19 protein-coding genes are annotated in these 19,727 nt (G+C 46.5%); 9 read left to right on the plus strand and 10 right to left on the minus strand.

Annotated features, from left to right (window positions below; all coding sequences use genetic code 11):
• On the minus strand, positions 1 to 216 hold a 216-nt coding region (locus AC0YNZ_RS16210; RefSeq protein ID WP_475827601.1), incomplete at its 3' end, for a transposase.
• Positions 217 to 568: 352 nt separating this feature from the next.
• Complete coding sequence (locus tag AC0YNZ_RS16215; protein ID WP_475827783.1) at positions 569 to 1,156, minus strand: TetR/AcrR family transcriptional regulator; 588 nt, start codon at positions 1,154 to 1,156, stop codon at positions 569 to 571.
• Positions 1,157 to 1,466: 310 nt separating this feature from the next.
• On the opposite strand from AC0YNZ_RS16215, the gene AC0YNZ_RS16220 reads away from it, so the two are divergent.
• On the plus strand, positions 1,467 to 2,744 hold the full coding sequence (locus AC0YNZ_RS16220; protein WP_475827602.1) for a glycoside hydrolase family 27 protein: 1,278 nt from the start codon (positions 1,467 to 1,469) through the stop codon (positions 2,742 to 2,744).
• A 127-nt stretch (positions 2,745 to 2,871) separates the two neighbouring features.
• Here AC0YNZ_RS16220 and AC0YNZ_RS16225 read toward each other — a convergent pair whose 3' ends face one another.
• Together AC0YNZ_RS16225 and AC0YNZ_RS16230 are read right to left on the minus strand one after the other, a co-directional pair.
• Positions 2,872 to 3,603, minus strand: coding sequence for an MOSC domain-containing protein (locus tag AC0YNZ_RS16225; RefSeq protein WP_475827603.1), 732 nt, complete (start codon positions 3,601 to 3,603; stop codon positions 2,872 to 2,874).
• A 55-nt stretch (positions 3,604 to 3,658) separates the two neighbouring features.
• Complete coding sequence (locus AC0YNZ_RS16230; RefSeq protein WP_475827604.1) at positions 3,659 to 4,288, minus strand: DUF2238 domain-containing protein; 630 nt, start codon at positions 4,286 to 4,288, stop codon at positions 3,659 to 3,661.
• A gap of 261 nt (positions 4,289 to 4,549) precedes the next feature.
• On the opposite strand from AC0YNZ_RS16230, the gene AC0YNZ_RS16235 reads away from it, so the two are divergent.
• Together AC0YNZ_RS16235 and AC0YNZ_RS16240 are read left to right on the plus strand one after the other, a co-directional pair.
• A complete protein-coding gene (locus tag AC0YNZ_RS16235; RefSeq protein ID WP_475827605.1) occupies positions 4,550 to 4,684 on the plus strand; it encodes a stalk domain-containing protein in 135 nt (44 codons plus the stop codon).
• Between the two features lie 60 nt (positions 4,685 to 4,744).
• Complete coding sequence (locus AC0YNZ_RS16240) at positions 4,745 to 5,011, plus strand: hypothetical protein (protein WP_475827606.1); 267 nt, start codon at positions 4,745 to 4,747, stop codon at positions 5,009 to 5,011.
• Positions 5,012 to 5,297: 286 nt separating this feature from the next.
• Here the strand turns inward: AC0YNZ_RS16240 and AC0YNZ_RS16245 are convergent, their stop codons facing one another.
• The 3 genes from AC0YNZ_RS16245 to AC0YNZ_RS16255 are packed head-to-tail and all read right to left on the minus strand — an operon-like array spanning position 5,298 to position 9,612.
• Entirely contained in the window at positions 5,298 to 7,304 is a 2,007-nt protein-coding gene (locus AC0YNZ_RS16245) for a glycoside hydrolase family 15 protein (protein WP_475827607.1), read from the minus strand.
• A 39-nt stretch (positions 7,305 to 7,343) separates the two neighbouring features.
• Positions 7,344 to 8,456 (minus strand): glucose-1-phosphate adenylyltransferase subunit GlgD, encoded by a 1,113-nt coding sequence (gene glgD / locus AC0YNZ_RS16250; protein ID WP_475827608.1) that lies wholly within the window; start codon positions 8,454 to 8,456, stop codon positions 7,344 to 7,346.
• A 19-nt stretch (positions 8,457 to 8,475) separates the two neighbouring features.
• Positions 8,476 to 9,612 (minus strand): glucose-1-phosphate adenylyltransferase, encoded by a 1,137-nt coding sequence (locus AC0YNZ_RS16255; RefSeq protein ID WP_475827609.1) that lies wholly within the window; start codon positions 9,610 to 9,612, stop codon positions 8,476 to 8,478.
• 459 nt (positions 9,613 to 10,071) lie between these two features.
• Here AC0YNZ_RS16255 and AC0YNZ_RS16260 point away from each other — a divergent pair, with 459 nt between their 5' ends.
• Positions 10,072 to 11,604: a GMC oxidoreductase gene (locus AC0YNZ_RS16260; RefSeq protein ID WP_475827610.1), complete on the plus strand. Its 1,533-nt coding sequence runs from the start codon at positions 10,072 to 10,074 to the stop codon at positions 11,602 to 11,604.
• An 86-nt stretch (positions 11,605 to 11,690) separates the two neighbouring features.
• Here AC0YNZ_RS16260 and AC0YNZ_RS16265 read toward each other — a convergent pair whose 3' ends face one another.
• Positions 11,691 to 12,248, minus strand: coding sequence for a MarR family transcriptional regulator (locus AC0YNZ_RS16265; RefSeq protein WP_475827611.1), 558 nt, complete (start codon positions 12,246 to 12,248; stop codon positions 11,691 to 11,693).
• Between the two features lie 139 nt (positions 12,249 to 12,387).
• Here AC0YNZ_RS16265 and AC0YNZ_RS16270 point away from each other — a divergent pair, with 139 nt between their 5' ends.
• Positions 12,388 to 13,392 (plus strand): quinone oxidoreductase family protein, encoded by a 1,005-nt coding sequence (locus AC0YNZ_RS16270; RefSeq protein ID WP_475827784.1) that lies wholly within the window; start codon positions 12,388 to 12,390, stop codon positions 13,390 to 13,392.
• 109 nt (positions 13,393 to 13,501) lie between these two features.
• Here the strand turns inward: AC0YNZ_RS16270 and AC0YNZ_RS16275 are convergent, their stop codons facing one another.
• Positions 13,502 to 14,797, minus strand: coding sequence for an ATP-binding protein (locus AC0YNZ_RS16275; RefSeq protein ID WP_475827612.1), 1,296 nt, complete (start codon positions 14,795 to 14,797; stop codon positions 13,502 to 13,504).
• Between the two features lie 521 nt (positions 14,798 to 15,318).
• On the opposite strand from AC0YNZ_RS16275, the gene AC0YNZ_RS16280 reads away from it, so the two are divergent.
• Complete coding sequence (locus AC0YNZ_RS16280; protein ID WP_475827613.1) at positions 15,319 to 16,308, plus strand: LacI family DNA-binding transcriptional regulator; 990 nt, start codon at positions 15,319 to 15,321, stop codon at positions 16,306 to 16,308.
• Positions 16,309 to 16,381: 73 nt separating this feature from the next.
• Positions 16,382 to 16,606, plus strand: coding sequence for a hypothetical protein (locus AC0YNZ_RS16285; protein WP_475827785.1), 225 nt, complete (start codon positions 16,382 to 16,384; stop codon positions 16,604 to 16,606).
• A gap of 82 nt (positions 16,607 to 16,688) precedes the next feature.
• Here the strand turns inward: AC0YNZ_RS16285 and AC0YNZ_RS16290 are convergent, their stop codons facing one another.
• Positions 16,689 to 17,609, minus strand: coding sequence for a DMT family transporter (locus tag AC0YNZ_RS16290; RefSeq protein ID WP_475827614.1), 921 nt, complete (start codon positions 17,607 to 17,609; stop codon positions 16,689 to 16,691).
• 98 nt (positions 17,610 to 17,707) lie between these two features.
• Here AC0YNZ_RS16290 and AC0YNZ_RS16295 point away from each other — a divergent pair, with 98 nt between their 5' ends.
• The gene (locus AC0YNZ_RS16295; RefSeq protein ID WP_475827615.1) at positions 17,708 to 18,631 is read left to right on the plus strand and encodes a LysR family transcriptional regulator; all 924 of its coding nucleotides are present in this window, start codon (positions 17,708 to 17,710) and stop codon (positions 18,629 to 18,631) included.
• 113 nt (positions 18,632 to 18,744) lie between these two features.
• Entirely contained in the window at positions 18,745 to 19,716 is a 972-nt protein-coding gene (locus AC0YNZ_RS16300; protein WP_475827616.1) for an alpha/beta hydrolase, read from the plus strand.
• Positions 19,717 to 19,727: the final 11 nt, after the last annotated feature.

A 19,727-nucleotide genomic window follows, 5' to 3' on the forward strand; every position in this document is an offset into this window, starting at 1 on the left:
ACGTGTCGTCAGGCTTCGATTGTAGCTTCCATTTCGTTGTCCCTGTCTATCCGGTGTGCGCTCATATTCGGATGCTGCTAGTTGTTCTGTGGCTTGTGCCTTTAGCACTTGGTTCAATACGGTCTCGAGCAAAGCAGCAACTCCTGCATCACGAGATTCTCCGATAAAGAGTTGGTTTAATAATTGGTGATCTAGTGTAACCTGATATTGAGCCATGAATAAATACTCTCCTCTGGAATGGTTTGGCGACTTCTTCTAGATGAGTATTTGCTTCATGGCTTACTTTTTATGAAGTTCATCATTTTACACAATTATATGGACTCAACTTGAATGGGGCTGGTTTGACAGAATTAGATCTAGATTCTAGATCTATTTTCAATGGAAGGTGCCTAGATGCTCATTGGTGGGGTGCGCGCTGCAATAGGCCTATTTTCTAAATATTTCTCCGTTTTTCCACAACGTGTTTTTGTACAAATTAATTGCAATTACGGCTGGACATAGTAGAAGGAGCTATCCTTCAAGGTCCATAACCTTTTGAGACAGCTCCATCCTATGTTCACTAATTAGATTATGCGATTCCTTTAAGCAGCAGGTTCCATACACTATCGAACTCCGCATCCGCTTTTTCCGCCGACCATTCGTAGGCATGTCCGGGATGATGAAAACGCGAGGTTGCGATGAACAGTGCCTTGGCAATACTCTCCGATTGTCCAGGCTTGAATTCCTTGGATTGAATCCCTTCATCGATCATTTGCGCGATCTGCCCAATCAGACGGTTAACATGTGCAGTGATCATCTCAACCGCATCAAAGGTTACAGCTGTGTACATCGCAAACATCTCTGAATCATTGGCCGCATAGTTATGCTTGCTGCGGATAAGAGTCTCCAGCCATAAGCGCAAACGCTCCGTAGAACTTCCGCCCGTTTGGCTCGCAATCTTCGCTAATGGAAGAACGATGCAGCGATGCAGCCAGCGTTCGGTGACCGCTTCCCGCAAAGCGGCTTTACTTGCAAAATGGCGATATAGCGTACCATGGCTTACTTTAAGCACCTTGGCTACGTCTACAACCGAGGTTTTATCCGGCCCGAAACGTCTCAACACCTGTTCGGCCGCATCTAAAATTTGCTCCTTATTCAACGGAAGATCATTGGTCATATTGGGCAGCCAAGCAATCGTCTCCAATCCAATTTACAATCCGATTGCTCAGAACTCCCTCCTCTCAGCGCTTTCATCCTATTATATCAAATCACAATTGAAATGACAGTAATGTTATTTTGTCATTTTTTTATCGAATATACGCACGATGCGGCAATAAGACGGCTTTCTGGCGGTGTGTGCTAAGCCTTAGTATAGGCATCAACTTGTTTAGAGTTCATAAGATTTAAAGTGATTACTTAATCACGTTTAGTCAGATACTTAACGACTCGCGCAGATTAACTAACGCGGAGGAAAGGAAGAATGCGGCATGAGGGAGCATCATAATGTTGCTTTGACTCCGCCTATGGGCTGGAACAGCTGGGACAGCTACGGAGCAAGCGTTACGGAAGCGGAAGTGCGCGGAAACGCCATGTATATGTCCCTCTATTTGAAGCCGTACGGTTGGGAATATGTTGTTGTGGATATTCAGTGGTATGAACCCGGAGCAAACTCATCCGAATACCGTCCTTATGTGCCACTGGAGATGGATGAGTACTCCCGGCTTGTTCCGGCTGTCAACCGGTTTCCTTCCGCCGCTGGGGGAGCAGGTTTTAGGCCTTTATCGGATTATGTGCACGGACTTGGCTTGAAGTTTGGCATTCATATGATGCGGGGCATTCCCCGGCAAGCCGTTCATGCCAATACTCCAATTAAAGGCTCCGTCTCCAGAGCCCGGGATATCGCCCACATCAATTCCATCTGCCCATGGAATACGGACATGTATGGCGTTGACGCCACGAAGGTAGGCGCTCAGGCGTATTACAACTCCTTGTTTGAAATGTATGCCGCATGGGGAGTGGATTTCGTCAAAGTGGACGATATTGCAGCTTCCAGCCTTTACGGTATACATTTGGACGAAATCCGATTGATCCGAAAAGCGATTGACCGTTGCGGACGACCCATGGTGCTCAGCCTCTCCCCTGGCCCAGCGCCTTTGGACGAAGCGGAATTCTTAGTGAAAAACGCAAATATGTGGCGAATGACGGACGACTTTTGGGATCGTTGGGAGCTCCTTTACCGAATGTTCGAAAGATGCGAGAAGTGGTTTCCTTATTCGGGACCCGGACATTGGCCGGATTGCGACATGCTTCCTCTGGGCCACATCGGGATCCGCTCCGTCGACGGTGATCGCTGGACAAGATTTACCAGTGATGAGCAAATCACCATGATGACGCTTTGGACGATATTTCGATCCCCCCTTATGGTCGGTGGAGAGCTCCGCGATAACGATAGGTGGACCCTTTATTTACTTACCAACGAAGAGGTGTTGCAAGTCCATAAAAATAGCCGCAATAATCGGCCGCTGTACCGCGACGGCTATTGGTCCTCTTGGATTGCCGATGATGCAGATGGAAACATTTATTTAGCGTTGTTTAACCTAAGCGAGGTGTTATTGACCTTCCCGATTACCTCGGAATGGTTCGGGCTCTCTGACAAATTAAAAGTGAGAAATCTGTGGCAGCGCACGGAACTGGGGAGCCTCCATGATAACATCATGATTCCCATTCCTCCGCATGGCGCCGCGTTATTGAAAATTTATCCGTAGGTTAGCGAATTTCAAATCTTGAGGGGCAACTGAATTTTTATACGACGACTCTTTATTTATATGCCCTAGAACATAAAGGCGTCTAATCGGGCGCCTTTCGAATTGCGAATAAGGCGGATGCTTTTCGTCATTCAACTAAGTAGACCTTCTCGCCAACATTCAACTGTCCCGTTTTTTTAACTGAAGCATACACGCCAAAATTCAAACCCATCTCCTCATTAACCTTTTTGAGCAAAGAAGCATCTCTTTCAAGCGTATCGGGGTGGATTGTAATCATGGAACAGCGGTCGCAATAAATATCAACTTGCAATTCTGTACTGCCTGCCAGCAATCTCTTTCCTATCAAATCGCTTTCATTGCATATGCTTTCGTCTAACGTTACAACTAAGTTGGCTCTAAACCGGCGTTTATCCAAACTCTTTCCCCACAGCGCTTCAAGTTTGCGCAATTCAGCATCTGTAACAATCAGAATGCTGCCCATATCGACAGCCATTAGGTCAGATTGCTGCGTTTTACAGCTCAGCATAGACATTTTTTTCTTGGTATACTTTTGCATTTCAACTAATAAATCATCATCCCAATTAAATATTGTTCCGTCTGGTGATGTTATATTCACGTTGAGGAACTCCTCATCCGCGCTCTCGCTAATGAGTTCCGCCTTATAACTGAGCATGCTAGGGATATCCCGCGCAGTGAAGTAGCTGTCCCATCCTTCCTTTGTTTCATCTATAAAAGCATGGCAGCGGTCGCCATATAAACCATATGGCTCGATTCTGATCGTTTCTACACTTTCTCCCGCTAACGATTTTACGGGATATCTGTTTATTTCACTAATGCTCCCAATTGATTTTAACGTCAAATAGACTACCTCTTTTCCACACATTTGCCCATAGAGTAATTGCTGTGCAGCGTGTTTATGCTTCGTGTTTTCCGCGTCGGAAATAACTGATCGTGACCAATATTCCAATGGATATCATTGCGCCGAAAAGCGTCATAGACATATCTTTCTGAGAATCCAGCACATCTCCCTGAACGCCAAGATATTCCTTGGCAAGCGTTTGAGAAGCCACCAATACGACACCCATTTCTCCGATTTCAAATAATGCGCTAGACATCATAATGATTGAAAATGTGAAGGTATACAACCATTTACGCTGCAGTCTCAATAACGCCGCAATAAATTCCCTAACGGGATAAACAATGAACAGACCGAATGAAAAGTGGACAAACCAATCATAAATCCCCCTCTTCATCCCGAAAAGGTTTTTGGCCCATAGATCCAGCGGCGTATTTTTGTACGCATAATGCGCGCCAATCATATGCAATATGCAAAATAAGGTGATAAATAAATAAGAACGATTGCTGAACTTGAAGAATCGATATAGGATCGCAATTGCTGCAACTGAAAGCAGCAGAACAGCATTTTCGAGGAGCCAATCTCTCATGTTCACGGGAGATATGGCAAGCGCCCCCCAGGCTAGAACGAATACAGCAATCATAAAATGCAAAGGCCGATTTTGTCTAAACGAAATTTCAGGACTCATTAGTTGCCGTGACCGCGTCCATCCACGCCGGCTATGTTTGGAAGAGCGAAGCATAATGAAATTCACCTCATAGACCAAAAGTTTAGTTTGTATTTGAACCTATCTACTCACCAACTTTTTTATAATGCCCATGAAATCCCATATTACCCCCCCAATATTACTTGATAAAATTGGAAATTTAATCAATAATATTAAATGGAATATATAGAGAAAAGCGATGGTAGCTTATGCAAACAATGAAATGGCTTATGTGGCGAATCGGTGTCTATAACAACACCGCCTATCGTAATAAAGGGCAGTACATTTGTCCCTCTCCGATTTTTCGGCAATGCGCTTGGATACGAGGTGCTGTATCAGCCTTTACGATTGATGAAGCTGGCGTTGTCACTACACTAGATATCATTGCGCATCCCCCTAATATTAAAGGGCAAGTAGCCGGGGAATCGGAAACGGTCTATGGTAATCTTGATATTTTGCTCAACGGGCGAGAACAAGGCGTGCTACGTACAAAGCGCTCCAGCCGGTGCCTTCTCCTTTTATTTACCGGAAGGCGAGTTTGAGTGGTACCGTTATTATGATTCTTCGATTCGCCAGCATTTCAATGTGAATATCGACTTTTCCGTGAAAGATGGGATAACGCAATCGGACCTGCAATGGTCGAAGCCTATCATCAATATTCATGCGTCAGCTATGAGCAATACTTTGACGGGTTCTATTTATTGACGCTAAATAAGTCGATCAAAGTGACTAATGGCAAGCTTAACATCTCTCCTGAACTCGTTTTTTATCTTTCATAAGATGCCAAAGGCCGGGAGCTCTCAAGTGAGGGCTTCCCGGCCTTACCTTTTACCCTCATGCATGTACATGATCGATTAGCCCAGCCCAGCAAAGAAAATGGCAGCCTGCAACTTTGTTTATAAGTTCCAGACTGCCACTATTAAATGATAAGGAAATACGAATTTCTGCTTGTCGTTTTCCGGGATAGAGTAGGAAATGACCTTGAAATGGTTTAGCTATGCACTTGAAGCTGCCTTACGCGGTCAAGTTCCATTTCAACTCGTATCTGATTGTATTTCTCCGTATATTTAGTCACGGTTAGCACAAATGTGGAGTGGGACCAAGTAAGAGGGGCCACCGAAAGGGGCTCTCCAGTCAAGGGATTCAGCTGTTCGGGGAGGACGCCGCTTTCCATAGCTTGTTTATAGGTCCAGCAAAGTAAGTTTAACGGTTCTTCCAAATCGGACAATGTTTTTGCTCTCGCAATTTCCCATTCCGCCACCCAGAGCGTGCAGATAATCCACGGATTGCCGGGGATCCTTCCATAGTCGTTTGATACGCTGAAATAATAATCCGCTTCATAACGGGCATAACCGCCAACCTCAGTTTTCACACTCAGAATTGCTTTGATCGCTTCCATCGTACGGACAACCCGCGGATCATCTGCCGGCAGTACTCCAAAGGAAAAGAGGGAGAACATGCTGCTTTCCACATTGTAATCTTTGCTGATTGTTCCGTCGCTGTTCAGGTAAATTCCCCGCAAGAAGCGCCCCGCTTCCTCATCGTACAAATGACGCAGCATGGCCGCTTTAATCGATTCCGCTTTGTCGTTGTAACGAGTGTAGCGGATGTCATCGCCGAACAATTGGGCAAAATTAGCTGCTGCCTTCAACCCGGCATATACAGAGGAGCAGGTAAAGGTAAAGATACCTCGCCGTTCTTCCCATAAATCATAGCTTGGCAGTGGCAGCTCCAGTTCCGCATGCGTGTAATTTAATAAAAATTTAGCTGCTGGACGGATTAGCGAAGCATACAATGACTGACAGTGCTCAATCTGCTTGGTCTTCTCATAGTATTCCCACAGCGTATACAATACGAGTGCGGTTTCGTCTTCTTGAATCGGCAGCTGCACTTCACCGTTCTGGATAATCGGATGCCAGCTTGATCCAACCGAACCGTCAGGATTGTATTTGTGCAGAAGATACCCTTCTCTTGAAAGCGCCTTTTTGCAAAATTTATAAAAATTGTATACCATTCCGCCATAGCCGGCCTTAATCATAGCCAGAGAAACCAGTGCGCCGTCACGCGGCCACATATAACTGTAGTGATCGCGGTTGAACTCCAAGACGTCCGTATCGTTAGCGGCAATAATAGCGCCATTCTGATCGATTTGGGTGCTTACGACCAAGAGGCTCTTTTTGTATAAATCTACAAGCTCCGAAGGAAGATTAGCAAAATCGTCATTTTCTTTGTTTACCCAACGCTGCCAGTATACCTCGATTCGTGACAGAAGATGGTTCGGATCGTTCTCCATGACGTAATTGTTCAGTTTTTTTACATCCTGATAGGTTTCACCGACACACAACCAGTAATACAAGGTTTGCTCTTCGCCCGCATCAAGGAAAAGGCGGAAAGAGATTGTGCTGTCAACCGAACCTTGAGCAATGGTATTGCCGCCGAGCACGCCGTCCTCTGCATCACGCCATGTTCCTTCGGCCTGATTAAACCGTTTGATCCCGATACTGTATTGATGGACTCCTTCCGTAGGCGTTTTACCGTTCGCCATGATGTAAACATTCCGCTTGTAGTGGTAGACGGAATTCAAGCTGGGATCATACAGTGCGGTATCGCCTATTTCCGATTCATTCAAGTTAAAGTCGTGGTGGAAAAACAGGCGGATTTCCCGGGGTTTCGAAGACCAGTTGCGGACCCGAACCCTTTTCAAATAAATATTATCCCGTTGATGAATACCGTCTTCCATGTGCAGTTCTAACTGCAATCTATCGTTTGTGGCGCGAATGTTAGTAACCAGAGAATCCGGCTGATAGCGCAATGTCCGATTCCAATCGTCTTCATCCAGCCAGTTAAACATCTCGTCCGTCCATACACCCATTTTGCAGTAATGGCCGCCCACATGATTGAGTTGTCCTACATATGGATAATAAAGATCTCTTAAGCGAAGTTTGTCATCAAAGTTAATAAGCATTTTACTGTTTCCGATTACTAGTGGTCTAGGCATTTTCTACACTTCCTCAATTCGTCTGTTAGCATTAGTTGGTTAAATTCTGCTTTTCTTTGTGAATACCGTTGGGGCAGTCTGTTCTCCTATAAGTCTGCTTCCCTGTGTGACATATACTTCCTTGTCAAGGATAACGCGGTCTAAAACAGCCTCTTCTTCAATGACGCAATTTTGCATCAATATGCTGTTCTTAACAACCGCGCCTTTAGCGACTTTAACTCCCCTGAACAGAATGCTGTTCTCAACAGTTCCTTCAATAATGCAGCCGTTCGCGATCAGTGAATTTGTTGCTTGAATATCTCTCGTATACTTAGTGGGAGGCTCGTCCTTGATTTTGGTGTAAATGGGACCCGGCTCGAAAAAGAGCGATTCATACACTTCCGGTTTTAATAAGTCCATACTGAATTTGTAATAATTATGAATGGAATTAATAACAGCCAGATGACCTTTATATTCAAAGGCGTATACATTTAATGCATCAAGATTGCGCATTATGACATGTCTTACAAGATCGTAGTAGTTTTGCGCCACGCTCTTTTTCACCAGATCAACTAATAATTCCTTTTTAATAATGATCGTCCGCATATACACTTTGCTGCTGTCATGCTTCAGATGGTTCTCGGTCATATTCGTGACGCGGCCGTCCTCGTTCAGCTCCACCATGATCAGGTTGGCGAGGTTTTCCTCGCTGGTGTTCATTTCTTTGTAAATGATGGTAATATCCGCATTTCTCTTCTGATGGAATTCCACCACTTCGGCAAAATTAATGTTACAGATCATGTGACTGCTTGATACAACCACGTACTCCTCCGTGCTGCGGGCAAAATAATCGAGGGAACCGTAAAAATTTTGCAAATCGCCGTTAAAGCCGGGAAAATGAGTATTGTTGGGAGGTAAAATGTATAGTCCCTTCTGCTTTCTGTCTAAATCCCATTCCTTCCCGGAGCCTAAATGATCGATGATGGAACGGTAGTTGTTGTGGGCAAGGACCGCAACATTATTGATCCCCGAATTCACCATATTGGATAGTACAAAATCAATCAGCCGGTATCTGCCGCCGAACGGTACAGTTGCGGTTGCCCGCGAGTATGTAAGTTCATGTAATAGCGGCTGGTTGATACTAAGATTAATTACACCTAACACATTATTCACGGTACAAGCTCCTTTGACGTTAAGATGAAATGACCATTTTATCCCCGATCAGGGTAATTTCCGTATCATACGGGCTACCGATCCGGGCGCCGTCTTCAATGACCACGCCGGAGCCAATAATAGCTCTATGGATCACGACATCTTTGCCGATGCGGCAGTTAGGCATAATGATCGAATCTTTGATCAGGCTCCTTTCACCGACTCTTACGCCGTATGATAGTACAGAATGATCGATTTCCCCGAATACCCTGCAGCCCTCATTCACCATGGAACGGTTAATTTTCGCGTTAGGCGCAATATATTGCGGCGGGAGGTTAGGGTTTTTCGTGTAAATTCGAGTTTTTTTGTCATGGAGAGAAAATGGCGGCTCATCCTCGAGCAAGTCCATATGCGCTTCCCAAAGGCTGTCCAGCGTTCCGACATCTTTCCAATAGTCTTTGAACCGATAAGCTAATAAATATTGATTGCTTTCAAGCATAGCCGGAATGATGTCTTTGCCGAAATCGTTGGATGACAGTGGATTGTCCTCGTCAGCTATCAACAGCTCCCTTAATACACTCCAGTTGAAAATGTACACGCCCATAGAAGCCAGATTATTTTTCGGAAATTTGGGTTTTTCGTCAAATTCGATAATCCGGTCGTCTTCGTCTACATTCATAATGCCGAACCGGTTGGCCTCTTCTATCGGAACTTCTATAACCGCGATGGTAGCGTCTGCGTTTGCATCCTTATGCGCCTGTATCATCGCGGCATAATCCATCTTATAAATATGGTCGCCGGAAATGACGAGCACATATTCTGGATTATATTGCTCCAAATACCCTAAGTTTTGATAAATGGCATGGGCTGTCCCTTTATACCAATTACCTCCGTTTTTTGCGACATAAGGGGGAAGCACGGTAACGCCTCCGTTTTTCCGATCCAAATCCCATGAACTGCCGATTCCAATGTAGGAATTCAGCACCATCGGCTGGTATTGGGTCAGCACCCCGACTGTATGAATTCCGGAATTGCAGCAATTGCTCAACGTAAAATCAATAATTCGGTATTTGCCCCCAAAGGGAACGGCGGGCTTGGCAAGATTGGCGGTCAGATTGAATAATCGTTTCCCTTCACCCCCAGCCAAAAGCATGGCTACGCATTCTATTTTTTGCACCGGTTAATCTCCTCTCTGTCTCTCGCACTTGCTAACATTTACTCTTCCCCAGATTGTCGTTTGACGTCGAGACGCTATACTTTTACTTCCATTTAATCGACTCCTTTCTAGTATTTTTTACATTGTAAGCGAATTCATACAAGAAGTCAATATTTTCTGACAATTCAGAAAATATAAAATTAATGTTAACATTTGCTAGAGTTATACACTGTAAAAGCATGAGAATGGCCGAGGCCCGGCTCGGTTATATGTCCTGTTTTTGTCAATATTATTTTGAGCAGCAGCACGGTAAAATCAGCTTCTTCCTGAATAGTAGCTCCGGCCGGCACATAAGGTTGAATATAGCCCGCACTCTGCATTCGCGTCCAAAAAGAGCACAGTCGTGAGAACGATGTGCGCGGGAGAATCGTGTTACGATACGGCCTGCCAGATGTATTAAATTGCGAAGGAGCCATTCAGATGCAAATGAATTGGACTGCACAGCAACAGAGGCAGCTCGAACAGCCCGCCCCTTTCATATCTGAATGCCAGCCCGATCAGGAGATCAAGCCGATGAATGCCTGGCTCCCGCTCGCTTCGCTTGAAGAGATGGAAAGCGTGCATTATGACGCCCTTATTATTGGCAGCGGCGCGGGAGGAGGCGCACAATTGTGGAGGCTTTCCCAAAACTGGAAAGGGGAAAACCACCGGATCGGCATGATTGAAGCCGGGGATCTGCTGCTCCCTTCGCATATCCGCAACTTACCGACGATAACGCCTGTGAATGAATATAATTATATTCTTAGCCCTGCCGTAGCGAAGCCGGTTATCGGGATGCCCGGCGCGATTCAAGTGTTTGCGCTTGGCGGAAAAATGATCTTATGGGGAATTGCCGCCGTCCGCATGTCCCCGCTCGATATTGCAGCGTGGCCTGTCAGCCAGAGCGAAATGAACATCTATTACGGAATAGCTGAACAGCATATGCATGTGACGAGCTCGTTTACGGAGGGCTCTCCTTTAAACGAGGATATACTCAGCCGCCTGCAGAAAGGCGGCTTCCCCGATACGATCCCGATGCCTATGGCAGTGGACTTGACGCAAACCCGCTATGGACAAATCCGCTCAAGCGTCAACTACAGCTCGATAGATGCAATTGCAGCCGCGCAGAACAGCGGTACACCGGTAGATATCGCCATCAACGCTCAAGCCATTCGGCTGCTATGGTCGGAAGGGCATGTGAAAGGCCTCATCGTCGCAGGTCCAGACGGCAAGCAGCGGCTGCTGACGGCTAGGCAATATATCGTCAGCTGCGGCGCTATCCAATCGCCGCGGCTGCTCTTGAACTCCTCCATTCCGAATCCGGCTATCGGGCATTATTTGACGACTCATTCCTTCACCAGACTTAGCGGCACCCTTCCAAGGTCAGAGTTTCCGAGTGCTTCGATGCAGCTAAATTCGCTCGTTCCACGAAACGCCGATCGGTTATACGAGATCATGGTACTTCACAGTCAGTGGTCCTCTCCCTATCTTACTCCCCCGCTTTCGGATGAGCTCCTCGTCACGTTAGTTGGCTTCGGCTTTGTTACGCCGAGAGTGAGCAATCTCGTCGAGCTCGGCAGCACGACTGACCGGAACGGCATGCCGAATGCGCGGGTCCATTTTCAATACGGCGCGGAAGATGATGCTGTCATTATGCAAATGGCCGCGGGTATGCGTAGCGTGGCACGCGCAATCGGATTGACCGCAGAACAAACGGAAGGATCCTCCGATGTCTGTCTCATGCCGCCCGGCCGCGACTTCCATGAAGCAGGAACATGCCGGATGGGCGTCAATCCGCTTACTTCCGTCACAAATTCATTTGGTCAAGTGCATGGCTTCTCCAACCTTTACGTCGCCGACAACAGCGTTCTGCCGAACACCGGCGGCTCCAATCCAACCCTCTCCACCGTAGCTCTATCTATACACACGGCCGATTATATTGCAGCCAACCAGCCGGATGAATCGGGTGAATAGGTAAAAGGGATGCCCATCACCGTATCGTGATAGCATCCCTATTAGCTTTGCAGCTCTCCTCCAATCAAGCGCTTCAACTATCTTGTTCATTCCCTTTCTTTCGATGAAAGGCTAGAGTCGACATTTTCGTCAACCCAGGAAGCTTGAAGAAAATCCTGCAGGACGCGAGCGAATAGCGCCAACTCGTCCGTCTTGTATTTTCCAAGAAATTTTTGGACTCCCTTTTCGATCTCAACATGCAAGTCCCGATGCAAATCGAATAATTGTTTGCCAAGCGGGGTCGTACTGAATAAAACCTCTTTTTTATTATTGGGCAGATATTCCGTTAAAATAAGCTTTTTCTGAACCAATCTGCGTGTGATTTTGGAGACGCTGCCTTTGGGAATACCGATCTGCTTGGAAATTGTAATTCCGTTCACCGGCTCCAATCGTCCGATCGCGTCTACTACGTGAAGCTCCAACACGGTCATATCCTTCAGCAGCGCTTCAATGACAGGATTTGGACAATGCCGGACAAGCCAGCGCCGCTCCTCGTCATCCTCCGCTTGAATGCGTTGCCCGATTTTCCCGGTTAGATTCATGATCTCCGTAATAACCGAGAGCTTGTCAGATTTGAGGGTTTGATTGTTTATCGATGGATCCATGACGGTCACCTTTCACTAACATTTTGAAATCAGTATAACAGCACTCCCTCATTAAATAAAGTTTCTCGGAAACAATATTGACTTACAGCTCCTTCCGCGTTATATTGTTTCCAGGAAACAATGTTGATTTGAGGAGATGATGTTTGTGAAAGCCATTCGAATTCACGCTTACGGCGGACCTGAATTAATGCAGTGGGAAGATGTGAAGCTTCCTCCCTTAAATCCCGGAGAAGTACTTGTTCGTATCCACGCGGCTTCCGTGAATTTCCTCGACATCCAGCAGCGGAGGGGCGAATTGATTCATCAAAAGTTTTACAAAGAAAAAGGCGGGCTGGAGACGAATCTTCCGATTACGCCAGGCAGTCAAGGCGCCGGCATCGTAGAAGCGCTCGGAGACGGCTGTCCTCCCCATCTTAGGGTCGGAGACCGGGTACTTTGCTTCGGAGGAACAGGCACGTATGCGACGTATGCCATAACTAAAGCCGACAGGGTCATGCCGATTCCAGACGAGCTCGATTTCGAACTGGCGGCCGCCGGATACACGCAGGGGTTTCTTGCCTATGCTTTCACACATAAAGCTTATCCGGTTCAGCCCGGAGATTGGTGCCTTATTCAAGCGGCCGCTGGCGGATTAGGACTACTTTTGATTCAAATGGCAAAGCTGCGCGGCGGACGCGTCATTGGTGTGGTTTCAACGGAGGAGAAAGGCAAGGTCGCCCGCGAGGCCGGGGCAGACGATATCATCGTGTCGAAGGAATCGGACATCTCGAAGGAAGTACGGCGAATAACAAGTGGAGAAGGCGTCAACGTTGTATTCGACGGCGTCGGCAAGGATACGTTCGAGGCTAATCTCGACAGCCTCTGTCCCGGAGGTTATTTGATCATATACGGGCAAGCTAGCGGCTTTATTCCTCCAGTTGATCTAATGACCTTGCAGGAGAAAGGCTCCCTTTTCATTACACGAACAAATGGGCTTCCTTACCGCAAGCATTGGCCTGAATTCAGCCGGGATTTCCTTAGCTGGATCAAACAAGGCCAACTAACCGTCCACATTGACGGAACGTATCCGATGGCCGAAGCCGCAACAGCCCATGCCCGCTTTGAACGGCGCGAAACGGCCGGCCGAGTGCTGCTTATTCCTTAACGGGACTGCGAGTATAATCGGCTCCAGCACACAAAAGCCGGGAGACACCTAATGGGGTGGCTTCCCGGCCTTTTTTGCTGCTTTGATTCATCTATCCCTCATGCTGTATTTATTCAATAGGCAGGATGATGTCGACGGTCGTCCCTTGATCAACTTGACTTTTTATTGATATACGCCCATTGTGTCCTTCTATTATTTTATTCGTTACCATTAATCCGAGCCCCGTTCCAGTCTCTTTAGTGGAATGAAACGGTTCGCCCAGCTTAGGCAGTTGTTCCTCAGGAATACCTATGCCTTGATCAATAAACCGGATTAATATTTCATTTGGCTGAATATTTTTAACTTGAATAAGGATTACGCCTCCATCGTCCATCGCTTCCAGAGCATTTTTAAGAATGTTAATAAAAACCTGCTTCATCTGATTTTCATCACACTTGATTAAGGGAATGTCACTATCAAATTCGGTTATCATTTGCACATTAATAAGATTGGCCTGTGCGCTAAGCAGCAGTACGATACTCTGTAGAATACTTTCCAATTTTTTTTCTTCCAGAGAGCGGGCTGCCTGCGGATTTGAAACGATCATAAATTCATTTACGATAAAATTAATTCGTTCGATCTCGGCTCGCATAATCTCAAAATAGTTTTCATAACCAAGATTTTTCGAATTTAATAATTGTAAAAACCCTTTCAAAGAAGTCAATGGATTCCGGATTTCATGCGCAACCCCCGCTGCCAATTGACCTACCACGGAGAGCTTTTCCGACTTCCTGATCATTTCCTCTGTTCGCTTTCGCTCCGTTATGTCTCTCATCACATTTTGAATCACGGGCTTACCCAAATATTTATCAATACAGATGCATGAGGTTTCGACGTCTATAATCTCTCCGTCTAATCGGATAATCTTCTGCTCCACGCATTCCGAACGTTCTTCCGTCGGTATAATTGACCGGCTTCGTTCTATCTCCATCTCATGATAGTCGGGATGTAAGAAATCAAAGATCGGCTTTCCTACCACTTCCTCAATCGTAGTTGCCCCAACTACTTTCAGAGCAGCATCGTTTGCATAAATCAAAATACCGTCGCTATGAATCGTTATAGGTTCAGGCGAAAGCTTAATGATTCTCCGGTATCTGGACTCGCTGTCACGAAGCATTTCTTCGATTTGATTCCGCTTAAAATTATTAATCTGCAAAAGTAAATAAAGCAGCCATGCCATTACAACGACAAAGAAACAGCCCTTTATCGTTTGCATTCTAGTTATGATTTCCGCATCCTTGAAAAACACAGCCAATACATTGTCTGTTATTACAATCCACAGAACTGTAATAAGTACATAGATGAATATTATTTTTAGAATGTTCCGTCTTCCATTGGACTTTTCTTGTCTGCTTGAGTCCATCATAATTCCCTTCTTTTCCCTGTAAGTTAATTCGAGCCTGTGGACGATGGGATTGTCAGGGATAGAGCTCCAATCGCTTATCGTATTTATTTTAAAGGAATTTACATTTAGTATTTTTTTACAGAAAAAGTCCTAACTGAAAAATATTATCCTTCTTTACTCGTACATCGGAAAATATTTTCCTATTACGACCGAGTATATGATAATTTATTTTCCTAGTCAATGCTAATTTGGATAATTTCCAACGATCATGCTAGGATTTAATTTTAAGTTAACAATGAACGTACAAGCACGGGTTGAGAGATAGCCGTCAGCCCCCATTTTGCTGATACATCCGTTATAAACTAAGCAGTCAGCGGCATTGTCGTTCACAAATAATTAATGCTGTAAAGCAAAAATTCCTATTCGAATTGCAGTCCATCTATTTTCTATTGCATATTGAATTGACGTGAAATATAATTTGTCTATTCAGGAAAAAATTTTCCTATATTTCGAACGGTCAGTCTCACTCGGGGGTGATGCACATGAAAATAACAATAAACGATATAGCAAAAATGGCCGGGGTTTCTATATCTACAGTCTCACGAGTGCTCAATGACAGCAAACCCGTTAATGAGGAAGTACGGAAACGGGTTATAGACGCAATCAAGCAAACCGACTATCGCCATAGCACTTTAGCGGGCGGTGTTAAGAAGAGTGAATCTTGTCTGATCAGCGTCATTATTCCGCTATATATCCATACGGTGTTGGACGAATTTATCATTGGTATCAATAACGTAGCCAATTTATACGGCTATGACGTTTTGATCACACAAACAGATGGTACCATCGAAAGCGAGCTTCACCATTTGGAGCTATTTCGCAAACTCCAAACTCACGGCATTATTTTCGCAGGAACGCCTATACATAAAAAACATGCCGACTTTATCGAAAGCACACCGTGCATTGCGATCGGCCAAATCTCAGAAATCCCTTCCATTCCTTCTGTACATGTAGATAACATCACGGCTGCATATGAAGCCGTAACCTCTCTGATACATAAGGGCCACCGCAATATTGCGATGATACGAGGTACAGGCATATCGGCCGTAGGCGGAGAGCGTTTTATAGGCTACCGGCAGGCTTTAAAGGAGGCGGGTATCTCTATGCGCAAAGATTGGGTCGTGGAGAGTGAGTTTTCCGTAGAGGAGGGAATGAGGGCGATGGGCATCATTGCAGCATCGGGTTCGCTGCCTACCGCTGTATTTTGTTCAACAGATCTCATGGCTCTGGGTGCGATGAATTATTTACTCGACAATGGCCTTCGCATTCCTGAAGACGTTTCCGTTTTCGGCTTTGACGGCTCCTACATGTCAACAATAGTAAGACCCAGACTTTCGACAGTGGAATACTCCGCTACGGAGATCGGCATGACAGCTGCCCGCAATCTGTTCAAAATGATCAAAGGCGCCACGGATATTCCGCAGCATACCAATGTCACGCATTATTTAGCGATTCGCGACAGCACGCATTGAGCTGCATAAGTAGTTCCTCTCCCCGAATGTCCTACATATAATGGCTTCTGGAGGTGAATATATTTTGCTGCAAATGCCATGGTATACAAAGGCTGTGGGGTTAGTCGGCCAGCCTGTCGGAGTGTCATTGGTTAACGGGCAAGGTGTAACGGGGGTTTTATGCAGCGTCACCGGAGGCATCGTGGTCCTGCAAGAATACTTGTACCAAAGCCAATTTGCCACCAAACAATACCCTTTCAATACGATTCAGGATATTAATTCATTTCCGGGCTGCAGCGTTCCCGGCCCTTTGTTTTAACATCCATATTTCTGGACGCAAAAAAAACGAACCGTTCAAGTCTAACTTGCCGGTTCGTTTTTTATGATGATTCCGATACAAATTAATGGGGGTTCGGCACCTCGCGGCTGGAAGACAGTCCTCCCTTAAACCGTTTACGTTTCATATTGACCACAATAATGCTGGCCGCGATCAGCGCGAGCCCCGCCGCTAAATTAATGGTTACATGCTCATTCAAGAACAGCACGCTGACCAAAATGGCAATAAGCGGAATCAGGAACATAAACGAACCGACCTTACCAGCTTCTCCGCTGCGGATTAATTTGAAGTAGACGATCCAGCCAAACGCGATAACAAAAATCCCAATGAACAGCGTATCCGCTATAAATGGCATGTTCCAGACGATATCGGACCAGCTCTCGGTAATCGAGCCAGTCCCCAGAATGACGATGCCGCCAAACGCTACTTGCATCCCCGTCATCCAGAGCGAATCAACGAGCGGCGCCATCTTTTTCGCATAGATGGTACCGGCAGCCCAGCTTACAGCTGAAGCAATGGCAAGCACAGCGCCCCATATGGAAAAATGCCCGGATATGCCTCCTGTCGTAATAGCCGCCACTCCGGCAAAGCCGAGCAGCAGTCCGAAAATTTTGAGCGGATACATCGTTTCCCCCAGCCACAGCCAGGAAAAAACGCCTAGCAGCACCGGCTGTAAAAATACGATGGCAGTGAACAACCCCGCAGGCATATACTGCAGGCCAACCGTCTGAAAGCTGTAATACAGAATTATATTCAGCAGCGAGGCAATGAGATAGATATGCCAGGTCTGCCTGAGGCGCAGCGGCTTGCGCTGCCATAAGGCAAAGGCTATGAGCAGCAAACCGCCAATGGCCGTTCGGATGCCTGCAAACAATAAAGGAGGGGAATACGTAAGCGCATATTTGGAGAGCGGCCAATTAATGCCCCACACCAGCACTAAAAAAATTAAATATACAGCTGCTGCTGTACGTGATGTTTTAGGCATTGGGAATAGCTCCTTGTGCTGTCGTTTTATCAAATGATACAATAGTTTCTTACATAAATAAAATGAATGTTAATCATAGGAGGCATATCAATTTAGTTATGACAAACTCGCAAATGCAACTATTCGTAAAAATCTCCGAAACCGGAAGCTTTACGAAAGCCGGGCTGGAGCTCAATATGACGCAGCCTGCCGTTAGCCGGGCGATGTCTACACTGGAAGCGGAGCTTGGCGTGGCACTGCTCATCCGCGACCGCCGAAACGGGATTATGCTGACTGATATTGGCAGGCGGCTGCTTGGTATGTTTCGCGATATTTTGAAATCCCATGAACGGATTGAACAGGAAATTTCCCAGGAGAAAGGGTTGGAGGTCGGTACCATCCGCGTTGGCGCTTTCCCGGTTGCCGCGTCTTATTTTGTGCCCAAAATTATAAGCGCCATTATCGCCAAGCATCCAAAGCTGGAATTCGAGCTGCATGAAGGAACGATAGACGAGGTGAAAGAATGGCTGGATACGCGTGTCATTGATATTGCCTTCATTATTCCGCCGGACGAAGCTTTTGAGACCGTGCCCCTATACAAGGAGCGGATGTACGCGGTTTTGCGGGAGGATCACCAATTAGGAAGCAGCGACGTTATTTCTGTCAAGGAACTGAGCGGCTACCCGCTGATTAGCTGCAAATCGGGCTACGAAATTCCTATTGTCGACCTGTTCCAGCGCGCCGAGACTGATTTTACGATCAAATTTATCATTAAAAATTTCAATACGGCACTCAGCATGGTGCAGGAGGGGCTTGGCTTTGCGATCTTATCGCAGCTCTCCCTTCAGTCGCTCCCGCCGAATGTCATCAAGCGCGAGCTGCGGCCGGAAGCTTACCGGGATATTCGGCTGGCTGTTCCTTCTCTGGAGGAAGCATCGCTTGCGGTCAAGCTGTTTATCCAGACGGCTCTTGCGCTGTTTACGAAGGAGAAGGATGACAGCCGCCGAGCTCTGCAATTACCCAAGACGGCTGAACCAGACTAAAGGCGAGGTCCCCCCCCTGCTTAAGGCGGTTAATCTTTGCCGCTATATTCCTGTACATTATAGGGGGCGCTGGAAAACTGGAATCTGTTTGCTTGAAGGGGGAAGTGAAGAACATGTGGAAACGGGGCCGCAAAATAGCGTTTTACTTACTCGTCATGCTTGTGGGGCTGGCAGGTATCGGAGCCGCGTATCAATGGTACGGTTCCGGGCAGGACCGGAGAACCTATCAACCTGCCGGGAAACTGTATGATGTAGCAGGCAGCAAAATGCATCTCTATACGGAAGGTGAAGGGGACACTACTGTAGTGTTAGCTTCAGGGTGGGGAACGGTAAATCCATACGCCGATTTTTATCCTTTGTATGAAGGGCTGAAGCAGCATGTGAAGATTGCGGTCTATGACCGGTTCGGTTACGGTTTCAGCGATATGACCGGCAGAAAACGGGATATCGATACGATCACCGACGAGATTCATGAGCTTCTTCAAGTATCCGGGCAGAAACCGCCTTATGTATTCGCCGCCCACTCGCTGGGTGCTCTGGAGACCATTCGGTACGCGCAGCGGTTCCCGGAAGAAGTGAAGGGTATTCTGCTCATAGAAGGCGGAAGTCCTGAATATTACAATACCAGCCCGGAGCTTACCCTCATTCCTTGGATGTACAAGGGACTCCGGACAGTGGGCATACTTCGGACATTGTATCATCTGAACGGCTTCGCCGAATGGGTTGCAGACCAAAGCAACGGGGAGAAGCTGTTGCCGGAGGAGCTGAAGGAATTGAACCGCAAAGCCACACTGCTTAGGGCCGGAAACCGGAATATGACGGATGAAATGCGCCAAAGCCGGGAGAATGCCGGAATCGTGCTTGCGGGCGGAAAACCGCTTAAAATCCCCATTACAGTAATGACTGCCGACTATTTCGGCAAGCTGGGCAATGATCAAGCATGGAAAGACAGTCAAGCAGCGCTTCCTTCTTGGTCCGTTTCCGGCAAGCAAATCAACGTGCAAGGCAGCTCCCATTATATACACAGTTATCAGCCAGGCCTTGTTGTTGATGAACTGCTAAAACTGGCCGGGCAGGTTGAATGATTCGAATAGGA

The sequence above is a fragment of the Paenibacillus sp. J2L1-98 genome, from assembly GCF_056269405.1.